General features: G+C 67.4%; 11 protein-coding genes and 1 tRNA gene. 8 read left to right on the top strand and 4 right to left on the bottom strand.

The features are described from left to right. Positions 1 to 394 precede the first annotated feature (394 nt). Both AC07PF_RS21640 and AC07PF_RS21635 read right to left on the bottom strand, forming a co-directional pair. Entirely contained in the window at positions 395 to 964 is a 570-nt protein-coding gene (locus tag AC07PF_RS21640; RefSeq protein ID WP_494607268.1) for a fasciclin domain-containing protein, read from the bottom strand. A gap of 259 nt (positions 965 to 1,223) precedes the next feature. Next, complete coding sequence (locus AC07PF_RS21635) at positions 1,224 to 3,605, bottom strand: arginine/lysine/ornithine decarboxylase (protein WP_007860580.1); 2,382 nt, start codon at positions 3,603 to 3,605, stop codon at positions 1,224 to 1,226. Between the two features lie 181 nt (positions 3,606 to 3,786). Here AC07PF_RS21635 and AC07PF_RS21630 point away from each other — a divergent pair, with 181 nt between their 5' ends. The 3 genes from AC07PF_RS21630 to AC07PF_RS21620 all read left to right on the top strand — a co-directional run bounded on the left by AC07PF_RS21630 (position 3,787) and on the right by AC07PF_RS21620 (position 5,371). Then, entirely contained in the window at positions 3,787 to 4,212 is a 426-nt protein-coding gene (locus AC07PF_RS21630) for an NfeD family protein (RefSeq protein ID WP_494607271.1), read from the top strand. A 36-nt stretch (positions 4,213 to 4,248) separates the two neighbouring features. Then, the gene (locus tag AC07PF_RS21625; protein ID WP_494613228.1) at positions 4,249 to 5,175 is read left to right on the top strand and encodes an SPFH domain-containing protein; all 927 of its coding nucleotides are present in this window, start codon (positions 4,249 to 4,251) and stop codon (positions 5,173 to 5,175) included. Positions 5,176 to 5,281: 106 nt separating this feature from the next. Then, a tRNA-Ser gene (locus AC07PF_RS21620) sits at positions 5,282 to 5,371 on the top strand. A gap of 131 nt (positions 5,372 to 5,502) precedes the next feature. Here AC07PF_RS21620 and AC07PF_RS21615 read toward each other — a convergent pair. Next, positions 5,503 to 5,739, bottom strand: a complete 237-nt coding sequence (locus tag AC07PF_RS21615) for a tautomerase family protein (protein ID WP_494607274.1) — start codon at positions 5,737 to 5,739, stop codon at positions 5,503 to 5,505. Positions 5,740 to 5,756: 17 nt separating this feature from the next. Continuing rightward, positions 5,757 to 6,467: an SDR family NAD(P)-dependent oxidoreductase gene (locus AC07PF_RS21610; RefSeq protein ID WP_494613227.1), complete on the bottom strand. Its 711-nt coding sequence runs from the start codon at positions 6,465 to 6,467 to the stop codon at positions 5,757 to 5,759. 105 nt (positions 6,468 to 6,572) lie between these two features. On the opposite strand from AC07PF_RS21610, the gene AC07PF_RS21605 reads away from it, so the two are divergent. The 5 genes from AC07PF_RS21605 (at position 6,573) to AC07PF_RS21585 (ending at position 13,044) form a co-directional block, all read left to right on the top strand. Then, positions 6,573 to 7,466 carry a LysR family transcriptional regulator gene (locus AC07PF_RS21605; protein ID WP_494613226.1) on the top strand — a complete coding sequence of 298 codons (894 nt, stop codon included), beginning with the start codon at positions 6,573 to 6,575 and terminating at the stop codon, positions 7,464 to 7,466. A gap of 145 nt (positions 7,467 to 7,611) precedes the next feature. After that, positions 7,612 to 8,937 (top strand): MFS transporter, encoded by a 1,326-nt coding sequence (locus AC07PF_RS21600; protein WP_494613225.1) that lies wholly within the window; start codon positions 7,612 to 7,614, stop codon positions 8,935 to 8,937. A 51-nt stretch (positions 8,938 to 8,988) separates the two neighbouring features. Next, the gene (locus AC07PF_RS21595; RefSeq protein ID WP_494613224.1) at positions 8,989 to 10,428 is read left to right on the top strand and encodes an FAD-binding oxidoreductase; all 1,440 of its coding nucleotides are present in this window, start codon (positions 8,989 to 8,991) and stop codon (positions 10,426 to 10,428) included. An 11-nt stretch (positions 10,429 to 10,439) separates the two neighbouring features. Continuing rightward, entirely contained in the window at positions 10,440 to 12,005 is a 1,566-nt protein-coding gene (locus AC07PF_RS21590) for a tannase/feruloyl esterase family alpha/beta hydrolase (RefSeq protein WP_494613223.1), read from the top strand. 85 nt (positions 12,006 to 12,090) lie between these two features. Then, entirely contained in the window at positions 12,091 to 13,044 is a 954-nt protein-coding gene (locus tag AC07PF_RS21585; protein ID WP_494607284.1) for a LysR substrate-binding domain-containing protein, read from the top strand. Positions 13,045 to 13,130: the final 86 nt, after the last annotated feature.

The following is a 13,130-nucleotide window of genomic DNA, read 5'->3' as shown; positions in this document are numbered from 1 at the left end:
TCCCCACCCCTGCTGGCTGCGCCGAGAAGCGCAGGAGCTGGGGTGGGTGCATGTGCCGCAGGACACATGCACTTCGTTGTCTAGCTCGTCGCTGCTGTTTGAGCAGAGTTCACCCGCAGGGGGAACGGCGCGAGTTCAGCGACGCCCACCCCAGTTCCATCGCAGGCTGCCCCCTTCGCCCAACGGGCGAAGGGGGACGCAGACTGGGGGTCGCCTTTTCTTGGCCCACCTTCTTTTGGCGACGCAAAAGAAGGTGGGTGCGCCGCCGGGCGCACATCCCGGCCCCCGCCCTCAACACAGGCACACCACCAGCACAACAACCACGAGGCAACAAAGAAAAATGGCCGCAAAACCCCAAAGGCCGCGACCACTCTTCAGCACCTACCAGCAGTGATTACTTGGGCAGCAGCACCTTGTCGACCACGTGAATCACCCCATTGGACTGGTACACATCCGCAATCGTCACATTCGCCGTACCGCCCTTTTCATCGGTCAGCATGATGGTCTTGCCACTGGCCTTGGCCGTGAGCGTGCCCCCCGCCACCGTCTTGATGCTGGCCATGCCCTTGCCATCGGCAATCATCTTCGACAAGGCCGCCGCATCCCACTTGCCCGCCACCACGTGGTAGGTCAGCACCGTGGTCAGCGTGGCCTTGTTCTCGGGCTTGAGCAAGGTGTCCACGGTGCCTGCGGGCAGCGCAGCAAACGCGGCATTGGTGGGCGCGAACACGGTGAACGGGCCTGGGCCCTTCAGGGTGTCGACCAGGCCGGCGGCCTTGACCGCAGCCACCAGCGTGGTGTGGTCCTTGGAGTTCACGGCGTTGTCGATGATGTCCTTGCTTGCCAGCATGGGCGCACCGCCCACCATGACGTCGGCAGCCAGGGCCGGGGTGGCTGCGGCAGCAACCAGGGCGGCGGCCAGGCCGATGGAAGCGAGGCGGGCATTGAAACGGATACGGGTCATGAAAATCTCCTGAATCGATGGATGGACGGAGCAACTGAATGAACAAATGTCTCTCGGTGACCGCGTGAGGAATGCCACGCGGCTGTCAATCAATACGGGGGTGGCAAGGCATCGGATGCAGCGGCCGGACAAAAACCGCAAATAATAAAAAAGCCCCGCAGGCCTGGGCCTCGGGGCGATGGGGCTGCGCAAGCGGATGCGCAGCGGTCGGTGTTGCCAGGCCCGGCTGCCACACAGCCTGGGCCTGTACACAGGGTTACTAGACCTTGCGGCCGAAAGGCCCGTCCGAGCCCACCTGCACCAGGTTCTTGGCCGTGGCCAGGGGCTTGGGGTTCTTCTTTGCGGGCTTGTCGGCCGGCACTTCCTCGGCCACGCAGTCGGCGTAGTAGCGCACATGGCCGTTCTCGTCCTCCACCTCGACCAGGCCGTGGATGTCGGTCTCGAAGCCCGGGCACAGCTTGGCGAATTCGCGGGCGAACTTGAGGTAGTCCACGATCTTCTTGTTGAACACCTCGCCGGGGATCAACAGCGGAATGCCCGGTGGGTACGGCGTGACCAGGCCCACAGTGATGCGGCCTTCCAGCTGGTCGATCTCCACGCGGTCGGTCTTGCGGTGCGCGATGTGCGCGTACGCATCCGAAGGCTTCATGGCGGGCGTCAGGTCCGACAGGTACATCTCGGTCGTCAGGCGCGCAATGTCGTACTTGGCGTACATCTCGTGCACGTGCTGGCACAGGTCCTGCAGGCCCATGCGCTCGTAGCGCTTGTGCTGCTGGCAGAACTCGGGAAGGATGCGCCACATGGGCTGGTTCTTCTCGTAGTCGTCCTTGAACTGCTGCAGCGCGGTGAGCAGCGTGTTCCAGCGGCCCTTGGTGATGCCGATGGTGAACATCACGAAGAAGCTGTACAGGCCGGTCTTCTCGACCACCACGCCGTGCTCGGCCAGGTACTTGGTGACGATGGATGCAGGGATGCCCTTCTTGTCGAACTTGCCGTCCAGGTTCAGGCCGGGCGTGACGATGGTCGACTTGATCGGGTCCAGCATGTTGAAGCCGTCGGCCAGCTGGCCGAAGCCATGCCACTTGGTGCCGGCCTTCTTGCCCTTGGCGTCGCTGCGGATGATCCAGTCCTCGGCGCGACCGATGCCTTCGTCCACCAGCTTGTCCGGGCCCCAGACCTTGAACCACCAGTCGTTCTTGCCGAAATCGTCCTCGATCTGGCGCATGGCGCGGCGGAAGTCCAGCGCCTCCAGGATGCTCTCCTCCACCAGCGCGGTGCCGCCGGGCGGCTCCATCATCGCGGCGGCCACGTCGCAGCTGGCGATGATGCTGTACTGCGGGCTGGTGCTGGTGTGCATCAGGTAGGCCTCGTTGAAGAGGTGGCGGTCCAGCTTGGCGGTCTGCGAGTCCTGCACCAGCACGTGGCTGGCCTGGCTGATGCCGGCCAACAGCTTGTGGATCGACTGCGTGGCATAGGTCACCGAGTGCTTGGGGCGCGTGCGCTTCTTGCCCATGGCGTGATAGGTGCCATAGAACGGGTGGAAGGCGGCGTGCGGCAGCCAGGCCTCGTCGAAGTGCAGATTGTCCACGTAGCCATCGAGCATGCCCTTGATGGTCTCGGTGTTGTAGAGCACGCCGTCGTACGTCGATTGCGTGAGCGTCAGCACGCGCGGCTTGACCTTCTTGGCGTCCACGCCCTTGAGCAGCGGGTTGGCGCGGATCTTGGCCTGGATGGCCTCGGGCTCGAACTCGCTTTGCGGGATCGGGCCGATGATGCCGAAGTGGTTGCGCGTGGGCTTCATGAACACCGGGATGGCCCCGGTCATGATGATGCTGTGCAGGATGGACTTGTGGCAGTTGCGGTCCACCACCACCACGTCGCCCGGGGCCACGGTGTGGTGCCAGACCATCTTGTTCGACGTGCTGGTGCCGTTGGTCACGAAGAAGCAGTGGTCGGCATTGAAGATGCGCGCGGCGTTGCGCTCGCTCTCGCCGATGGCGCCGTTGTGGTCCAGCAGTTGGCCGAGTTCCTCGACCGCGTTGCAGACGTCGGCGCGCAGCATGTTCTCGCCGTAGAACTGGTGGTACATCTGGCCCACGGGGCTTTTCAGGAAGGCCACGCCGCCCGAGTGGCCGGGACAGTGCCAGCTGTAGGAGCCGTCTTCGGCGTAGTCCAGCAGTGCCTTGAAGAACGGCGGCTGCACGCTCTCCAGGTAGCTCTTGGCCTCGCGGATGATGTGGCGCGCCACGAATTCGGGGGTGTCCTCGAACATGTGGATGAAGCCGTGCAGCTCGCGCAGGATGTCGTTGGGCAGGTGACGGCTGGTCTTGGTCTCGCCGTGCACGTAGATCGGCACCTCGGTGTTCTTGCGACGCACCTCGCCGATGAAGTTGCGCAGGCTCAGCACGATGGGGTCAAGCCCCTCGCCCACGGTGAACTCCTCGTCGTCGATGGACAGGATGAACGCGCTGGCGCGGCTTTGCTGCTGCGCGAACTGCGACAGATCACCGTAGCTGGTGACGCCCACCACCTCGAAACCCTCGGCCTCGATGGCCTGCGCCAGGGCGCGGATGCCCAGGCCCGAGGTGTTCTCGGAACGATAGTCCTCGTCGATGATGATGATGGGAAAACGAAACTTCATGCGCAGCCTCCGTGAAACCGTGCCCTGCCGGCCAAAAAACGAAATAGGCGCGAAGTGTAAGGAATAACCTTGTCGGGCCTTTGAACTGGGGGTCTTTTGACCCAGAATGTGGTGGATTAAGAACAACCGACACACAGGTTGTTTAGGATCCGAACAACAAACAACATGAGGAGGAGTCGGTATGGAGGAATCCACCATCTGGTGGCTGGCGGCGGGGATCGTGGTGGTGGCAGAAATGCTCACGGGCACGTTCTACCTGCTCATGATGGCGGTGGGCCTGGTGGCCGCAGCCCTGGCGGCCCACATGGGTGCGTCCTCGGCCCTGCAGATCATCGTCGCCGCGCTGGTCGGCGGCGGGGCCGTGGTGGCCTGGCACTTTGTCCGGCGCAAGCGCCCGGGCGACCCCTCGCCACGCGCCGACCGCAGTGTGAACCTGGACGTCGGTGAAACCATCCTCATCGAGGGCTGGAATGCCGACGGCACCACCACCGTGAAGTACCGCGGTGCCACGTGGACGGCCATCCATCGCCCGGGCGTCACGCCCTCCACGGGCATGCACCGGGTCGCCGAGCTGGTGGGCAACCGCCTGCTGGTCGATCCCATGTAACCCCCAACGTACGTGCAAGAACACTGAAAGTCGTCCATGGACAAAACCTACATCGCGCTCGTCATCATCGTCATCGTGGCGGTGTTCATCATCCGCAGCTTCAAGCAGGTGCCCCAGCAGAACGCCTGGGTGGTGGAGCGGCTGGGCAAGTACCACAGCACGCTGGCCCCGGGGCTCAAGCTGATCATTCCCTTCATCGACAAAGTGGCCTACAAGCACAGCCTGAAGGAAATCCCGCTCGACGTGCCCAGCCAGGTCTGCATCACGCGCGACAACACCCAGCTGCAGGTGGACGGCATCCTGTACTTCCAGGTGACCGACCCCATGCGCGCCAGCTATGGCTCGTCCAACTACATCATGGCCGTGACGCAACTGGCCCAGACCTCGCTGCGCTCGGTGATCGGCAAGCTCGAGCTGGACAAGACTTTTGAAGAGCGCGACATCATCAACGCCCAGGTGGTCCAGGCCATCGACGAGGCGGCCCTGAACTGGGGCGTGAAGGTGCTGCGCTATGAGATCAAGGACCTGACGCCCCCAGCCGAAATCCTGCGTTCCATGCAGGCCCAGATCACCGCCGAGCGCGAGAAGCGCGCGCTGATCGCCGCCTCCGAAGGCCGCCGCCAGGAGCAGATCAACATCGCCACCGGCGAGCGCGAAGCCTATATCGCGCGCTCCGAAGGTGAAAAGCAGGCCCAGATCAACAACGCCCAGGGCGAGGCCGCAGCCATCATGGCCGTGGCCGAAGCCACCGCCCAGGCCATCGAGCGCGTGGCCGCCGCGATCCGCCAGCCCGGCGGCGAGCAGGCCGTGCAGCTCAAGGTGGCCGAAAAGGCCGTGGAAGCCTACGGCAAGGTGGCGGCCGATGCCACCACCACCCTCATCGTGCCCAGCAACATGACCGAGGTCTCAGCCCTGATCGGCTCGGCCATGAAGATGGTGCAGACGACACAACGCACCGTGTGACGGCACCCACCCGATAGGGAGCGCATGGGCAATGCAGCGTTTTTTTGGCCCGCCCTGCCCCAACTTCCCAAAACAGCCCAAACCTGTGGCTATAATCGAAGGCTTCGGAGAGGTGGATGAGCGGTTTAAGTCGCACGCCTGGAAAGCGTGTGTGGGCTAATCCCCACCGCGGGTTCGAATCCCGCCCTCTCCGCCAAAGATACAACCCCAAGTGGCTCACGCCGCTTGGGGTTTTTTCTTGGTTGCGCGGCTTTGCCCAGGCCGCATGCACCGGCCCCGGCAGCGACCTCCGGGGCCCTGCGCCTTCCCCGAGTCAGCCAAGCAAAGTCAGCCCGGCTGCGCCTTGGACCGCGCGCGCCATTCGGGCACGGTCAGACCGCCGACGCCCCAGTTGTCGAGATCGACCTCGTCGATGACCACGAAGGTGGAATCGTGCGGCTTGCCCATGACCTCGTACAGGAGGTCGGAGACGCCCTGGATGAGGGCGCGCTTCTGTTCTGCGGTGGTGGCGCTGGCGCCGGGCGCCGTGCCCTCGCGCGTGACCTTGATGTTGACGTAGGGCATGGTCGTCGCCTCCTCTCTCACCAGCGGCCGGCGTGCTGGCCGCCGTCGACGTTGAGGGTCTCGCCCGTGACGAAGGCGGCGTTCTCCAGGTACATCACGGCATCGGCCACCTCGGAGACCTTGCCCATGCGCCCCATGGGGTGCATGCCGGCCAGCACGGCGTGCGCCGCCGGGTCGTGCATGGGCGTCTTGATGATGCCGGGGGCGACCGCGTTCACGCGCACGCCGGTCTGCGCGTACTCGATGGCCAGGCCGCGGGTCACCGCGTCCAGCCCGCCCTTGGTCAGCAGGGCCAGGCCCGAGGGCGCGCCGGCAATCGCCTGGTGCACCAGCGTGGTGGTGATCTGCACGATGTGGCCGCGGCCCTGGCGCAGCATGTGCGGCAGCACGAGCTGCGTGGTGTGGAAGAAGCCGGCCAGGTTCACGTCCACCACGCGCTCAAACTCTTCGGCGGTGTAATCGGTGAACGGCTTGCCCAGGAAGATGCCGGCATTGTTGACCAGCGTGTCGATGCGGCCAAAGCGCTCCAGCGCGGCGGCCACCAGGCGCTCGGCGGCCGATCGATCGCGCACATCGCCCGCGAAGGCCAGCACGTCCGGGTCCGTGGAGGGTTGGATACTGCGCGAGGTGGCGACCACGGCATAGCCGTGTTGGCGGTAGGCGGCGGCGATGGCTGCGCCGATGCCTTGCGATGCGCCGGTGACGATGGCGACTCTTTTCTCACTCATGAATGGCTCCTTGGGGTGGTGTCGATAGCGACTGCGAAGGGAGATCCGACGCTCTCCGTAGAGTAGGGACGCACCCGATGGAGCGGTAGCCGTTATCCTCGCGCAATGGCTGATAGAAAACGCACAGAGGTCGACTGGCAGGACGTGCGCGTCTTCCTGGCGTTGGGGCGCTACCGCAGCCTGTCGGCCGCGGCCCGGGCGCTGCAGGTGAACCACGCGACCATTGCCCGGCGCATCCAGTCGCTGGAGCACAGCATGGGCGAAAAGCTCGTGGAGCGCCGCCCCGACGGCTATGTGCTGACCCCGGCCGGCGAGGTGGCATTGCAGGCGGCCACCGGCATGGAAGCGGCGGCGCAGACGCTGACCCGGGCCGCGCATGGCGAAGGCGAGGACCTGCGCGGGCTGGTGCGCATCAACGCACCGCCGGCGCTGGCCCATGCCTTCCTGGCGGCGCAGCTGGCCAAGGTCACCGTGGCCCATCCGGGGCTGGACATCGACCTGGCGACGGATCTGCATTCCATCAGCCTGAGCCGGCGCCAAGCCGACATTGCCGTGCGCCTGGGCCGGCCCGGCGACGGCGATCTGATCGCCAGGCCTGCGGGCAAGATGGCCTTCGGCTTCTATGGCACACGCCAGCACTGCGCGGACGTCGAACAGGGCCTGCCGCCGGTGTTCATCAGCTTCGACGAGCAGCATGCGGGCATGCCGGAGTCGAACTGGCTGGTGCAGCGGTTCCCCCGCGCGCGCTTTGCCTTCCGGGCCGAGAACCAGGTGCTGCAGGCCACCGCTGCGCGGGCCGGGGCCGGCATTGCGCTGCTGCCGCACTACATCGGCCGGCAGGTGCCCGAGCTGCAGCCCTGCCCGCTGGCACCGCTGCCGCCGGCGCGCGAGATCTTCGTGCTGATCCGCGGGCAGGACCGGCATGCGGCCCCGATCCGCGCCGTGGTGCAGCACCTGCTCGATGTGTTCGGTGAGAACCGGGCCCTGTTTGCCGCCTGACCCTGTGCCGGCATGCCCTTGCGACCATCTCTTTCAGAGATACGAAGCTCGCCAATCCATATGAATTTTGCGTAGTAACCCCCGGCGGTGCAGGCCGGCACCGGTGCAACCATCTCGCCACACCAACAACGAAAGCGAGACAGCCATGGGTTCCCCCGCAATGACGCCGCCGTACGAGGGCCGCTTCGACGACACAGCGGATGCAGCCGACGCAACCTACCGCAAGGTCGGCTGGCGCCTGCTGCCGCTGCTCTTCCTGTGCTACATCGTGGCCTACCTGGACCGCGTGAACGTGGGCTTCGCCAAGCTGCAGATGCAGGGCGACCTGCAGTTCAGCGAGGCGGTCTACGGCCTGGGCGCGGGCATCTTCTTCCTGGGCTACTTTCTCTTCGAGGTGCCCAGCAACGTGGTGCTGCACCGCGTGGGCGCGCGCCGCTGGATCGCGCGCATCATGGTCACCTGGGGCCTGCTGTCGGCGGGCACCATGTTCGTCAGCTCGCCCACCTCGTTCTACGTGGTCCGCTTCCTGCTGGGTGCTGCCGAGGCGGGTTTCTTTCCCGGCATCATCCTGTACCTCACCTACTGGTACCCCGCAGCACGCCGCGGCAAGGCGACCTCGCTGTTCCTGGCCGCCATCCCGTTCGCGGGCATCCTGGGCGGCCCGATCTCGGGCTGGATCCTGCAGGGCATGGGCGGCACCAACGGCTGGGCCGGGTGGCAGTGGCTGTTTTTGCTGCAGGGTCTGCCCACCGTGGCGCTGGGCCTGGTGGTGTGGCGCTACCTCGACGACCGCGTGAAGGACGCGCGCTGGCTCACCCCGGCCGAGCGCGCGCTGATCGCCCGCGAGATTGCGGCCGAGGATGCCGGCAAGCCCGAGCCGAAGATCCTGGCCGTGCTGTCCAATCCCCGCGTCTGGCTGCTGGCGCTGGTGTACTTCGCCTTCGTCTCGGGGCTGTACGGCATCTCGTTCTGGCTGCCCAGCATCATCAAGGCCATGGGCGTCCAGGGCGCACTGGATATCGGCCTGGTCAGCGCCATCCCCTGGACCTTCGGCGTGGTGGCCATGTACCTGGCGGCGCGCAGTGCGGACCGGCGGCTCGAATACCGCTGGCACAGCGCCACCGCCGCCGTGGTCGGCGCGCTCGGACTGGTACTGAGCGTGGCCTTCCATGGCAACGCCGTGTGGGCCATGGCTGGCATCACGCTGGCCACCATGGGCATCATGGCCACCCTGCCCGTCTTCTGGGGCATGCCCACGGCCTTTCTGGGCGGTGCGGCGGCTGCGGCGGGCATTGCCTTCATCAATTCCTTCGGCAACCTCTCGGGCTTTTCCGCGCCCTACCTGATCGGCGTGATCAAGGACGCGACCCAGAGCACCGACGCGGGCCTGCACATGCTGGCGGCCCTGCTGGTGGTGGGCGCAGTGCTGGTGCTGTTCGTCAGGCCCCAGGCGCCCTCGCCCACCCGCTGAATTTCCGGCGCTGCCTGCAGCGCCCTCTCCTTGTCCAGAAAGAGACTTCCCATGCTTGCGGAACTGAGTCCCCCTGCGCGCACGCAACGCCGCGCGCCCTCCCCCGACTTGATCGCGCGCCTGCGCCAGCGCTTCGGTGAGCGCTGCTGCACCAGCCAGGCCGTCCTGCTGCAGCACGGCACGGACGAGTCGGCCTACCTGCCGCAGCCGCCCGACGCCGTGGTCTACGTGCACAGCAGCGAGGAGGTGGCCTTCGTCGTGCGGGCCTGCGCGCAGGAGCGCGTGCCGATCATCGGCTTCGGCGTGGGCTCCTCGGTCGAGGGGCACCTGCTGGCCGTCGAGGGCGGCGTCTGCGTGGACTTTTCGCAGATGAACCAGGTGCTCGCGATCCGCCCCGGCGATCTCACGGCCACGGTGCAGGCGGGCGTGACGCGCGGGCAGCTCAATGCCGCGCTGGCGGGCACCGGCTTCTTCTTTTCGGTGGACCCGGGGGCTGACGCCTCCATCGGCGGCATGGTGGCCACCGCGGCATCCGGCACCAACACCGTGCGCTACGGCACCATGCGCGACAACCTGGTGAGCCTGACGGTGGTCACCGCCAGCGGCGAGGTGGTGCGCACCGCCTCACGCGCACGCAAGAGCGCGGCGGGCTACAACCTCACGCAGCTGTACTGCGGGTCGGAAGGCACGCTGGGCTTGATCACCGAGGCCACGGTGCGCCTGCACCCGCACCCCGAGGCCTGCGCCGCAGCGGTGGTGCACTTCCCCAGCGTGCGGGCCGCGGTGGACTGCGTGATCGAGTCGATCCAGATGGGCGTGCCGCTGGCGCGCGCCGAGATGCTCGATGCGCTCACCCTGCGCGCCGTGAACGCCCACAGCCGCACCACGCTGAGCGAGCACCCCACGCTGTTCCTGGAGTTCTGCGGCAGCCAGGCGCAGATCGCCGAACAGTCGGACACCGTGCGCGAGATCGCTGCCGGCCATGGCGGCGGTGCCTTCGAGTGGGCCCACCTGCCCGAGGAGCGCTCGCGCCTGTGGACGCCGCGCCACCATGCCTACTTCGCCTGCCTGCAACTCAAGCCCGGCAGCCGCAGCCTGACCACCGATGCCTGCGTGCCCCTGTCCGCGCTGGCGCAGTGCATGGAAGAGACCCAGGCCGACCTGGCCGAGCACGGCCTGATCGCGCCGGTGTTCGGCCACGTGGGGGACGGCAATTTCCACTGCCTGGTGCTGGTGGACCCGGCCAGCGCCGAGGAGAACGCCGCCGCCGAAGCCTTCAGCCACCGCCTGGTGCAGCGCGCGCTGCGCCATGGCGGCACCTGCACCGGCGAGCACGGCGTGGGCCTGCACAAGCAGCACTACCTGGCCGAGGAGCACGGCGCGCAGGGCGTTGCGCTGATGCGCGCCGTGAAGCAGGCGCTGGACCCGCACAACATCTTCAACCCCGGCAAGGTCGTCGCGGCGGCCGGGCCGGACCGCCACACCCACTGAGGAGATCCACCATGACGAAACTGATGCAATGGCTGCTGCTGCCTGCGGCCGCACTCGCCACCCTGGCCGGCTGCGGCGGAGACGGCGCGCCTGCCATGCCGCTGGCCGAGAAATGCGCCACCCTGCAGGGCAAGACCCTGGCCAACGGCAGCGTGGTGATCGACGACGCCAAGCTGGCCGCCGCGGCGCCGCCCCAGCCCGAGTACTGCGTGGTGACGGCCCGCTTCAAGGACTCGGCCCTGCGCTTCGAGGCCCGGTTGCCCACCACGGGCTGGAACGGCAAGCTCGCCTTCCTGGGCGGCGGCGGTTTCGACGGCGCCATGCCCACGGCCGCCGCGGCGCAGTTCAGCGAATCCATCTTCACCGAGCGCTACGCGACCATCGGCACCAACGGCGGCTACGACTACCCGCCGCCGCGCGACCTGAACTACTTCAAGGGCGAGTTCGCGCTCGATGCCGCCAAGCTGCTCGACTTCGCGCAGCAATCCGAGCACCGCGCCCTGCCGCCCGGCAAGGAGGTGATGGCTCAGTTCTTCGGCACGCCGCCCGCGCGCAGCTACTTCGAAGGCTGCTCCATGGGCGGGCACGATGCGCTCATGCAGGCCCAGCGCTTTCCCGAGGACTTCGACGGCATCGTCGCGCGGGCGCCGGCCGGCAACGTGATGGGGCTGTTCGTGCAGTTCAACCGCATCGCCCGGCAGGTCAAGGGCCCCGGCGGCGCGCTCAACCCCGCCAAGCAGACCCTGCTGGCCAATGCGGTACTGGCGCAGTGCGACGGGCTCGACGGCCTGAACGACGGCATCATCGCCCGGCCCGCCGCCTGCCAGTTCGACGCCAAGGCACTGCGCTGCACGGGCGGCGCCGACACCGGCGACAGCTGCCTGTCGGACGCGCAGATCGCCACGGTGCAGGCCGTCACCTCGCCGGTGGCGACCGGCAATGGTGCCTGGTCGCACCCAGGTTATCCGTTCGGCGGCGAGAACTCGGCCAAGGGCTGGGGCGAGTACATCTGGCCACAGGCCAGCCTCGCCGGCGCATCGACGCAGGGCCTGTTCTCGGACGGGTTCATCCGCTCCTTCATCGCGCGCGATGCGTCCTTCGACACCGCCACCTGGAACCCCGACCAGTGGCTGGACCGCATGGCCATCGTCGGCGGCCTGTTCGGCGCGACCGACCCCAACCTGGGCCCGCTGCACGCGCGCGGCGCCAAGCTGATCCTGTGGAACGGCACGACCGACACCTCGGTGAGCGCGCGCGACACCGTCCGCTACTACGACCAGGTGGTCTCCAGCCTGGGCCAGCGCAAGGCCGACGAGGCGGTCGAGCTGTTCCTGGCGCCGGGCGTGGGCCACTGCTTTGGCGGCGCAGGCCCCGACAAGGTCGACCTGCTGCAGGCCATGGCCACCTGGGTGGAGCAAGGTGTGCCCGCCTCGCAGCAGAAGCTGCTGCTGCGCAAGACCGACGCCGCGGGTGCCACCACCATGGCGCGGCCGATGTGCAAGCACCCGGCCTACCCGCGCTACAAGGGCACGGGCGACGTGAATGCGGCAGCCAGCTTCGACTGCGCGCTGGAGTGACACCGGGGCGTGGCGGCCTGCCACGCCCTCCCTACAATGGCCTGCCGCCCCTGGCCTGCACGGAGAGGCGGCCGGAGATTTGCCGATGGAATTGCGCCAGTTCAAGTATTTCGTGGCCATTGTGGACTGCGGCAGCCTGTCGCGTGCGGCCCAGCAGCTCTATGTGGCGCAGTCGGCGCTGAGCAAGCAGATGACCGAGCTCGAGGGCGAGCTGGGCACCCAGCTGCTGCTGCGCGGGCGCAATGGCGTGGCCATGACCGAGGCCGGCAAGGTGTTCTACGAGTATGCCCAGGGCATCACCAAGCAGGTCCAGGACGCCAAGGCCGCCGTGCACGTGGCGGCCGACTCTGTCGTCGGCACCGTCGTGGCCGCCGTGCCGCAGAGCGTGTCGCCGATGATCGCGCTGCCGCTGATGCGCGCGGCCGCACGCCGCTACCCCGAGGTGGTGCTGCACCTCAACGAGGAGCTCACCGGCAACATGGTCGACCAGCTGCTGCGCGGCCGTGTCGACATGGCGATCTTCTCGCCCACCATGCCCGCGGAGGACACGACTTTCACGCCCCTGGTCGAAGAGGAATTCGTTTTCCTCGAATCGCCCCAGGACCCGCAGGCACTGCCGCCGGGCGAGGTGAGCCTGGCGCAGGCCCTGGCCCGCCCGCTGGTGTGGCCCGCCAACACGCACGGCCACTGCACGCGCTGGCTGGTGGATGCGGCCCTGGGCAGCGCAGGGCACCCGGCCGCGCGCGTGGCCGCAGAGATCAATTCCGTCTACACCCTGAAGGCCGCGGTGGAGGCCGGCCTGGGGCCTACCATCATGCCGCTGGGCCTGGCCCAGCGCGAGGTCAGCGAGGGCCGCCTGCGTGCGCACCGCATCGCCTCGCCCGCCATGTACCGCACGCTCGGCCTGTGCCTGTCGGTGCACCTGCCCACCACCAATGCCAAGCGGGCGATCTTCCGGCTGATCGGGGACGTGGTGCGCGAACTGTGCACGAGCGGGGAATGGCAGGGAACGCGCCTGCCGGTGGCCCCGAAAGCCTGAACTTCGCCGCCCGGACCGAGAACTAGTTAACACCCCGGCGCGGTAAAAGGCTTGTTGCCCGGTCGCCCGGGGACTAAGCTTGGCGC

It is taken from the genome of Acidovorax sp. GW821-FHT10A04 (genome assembly GCF_059415825.1).
This window is presented reverse-complemented; position numbering and strand designations above follow the sequence as displayed.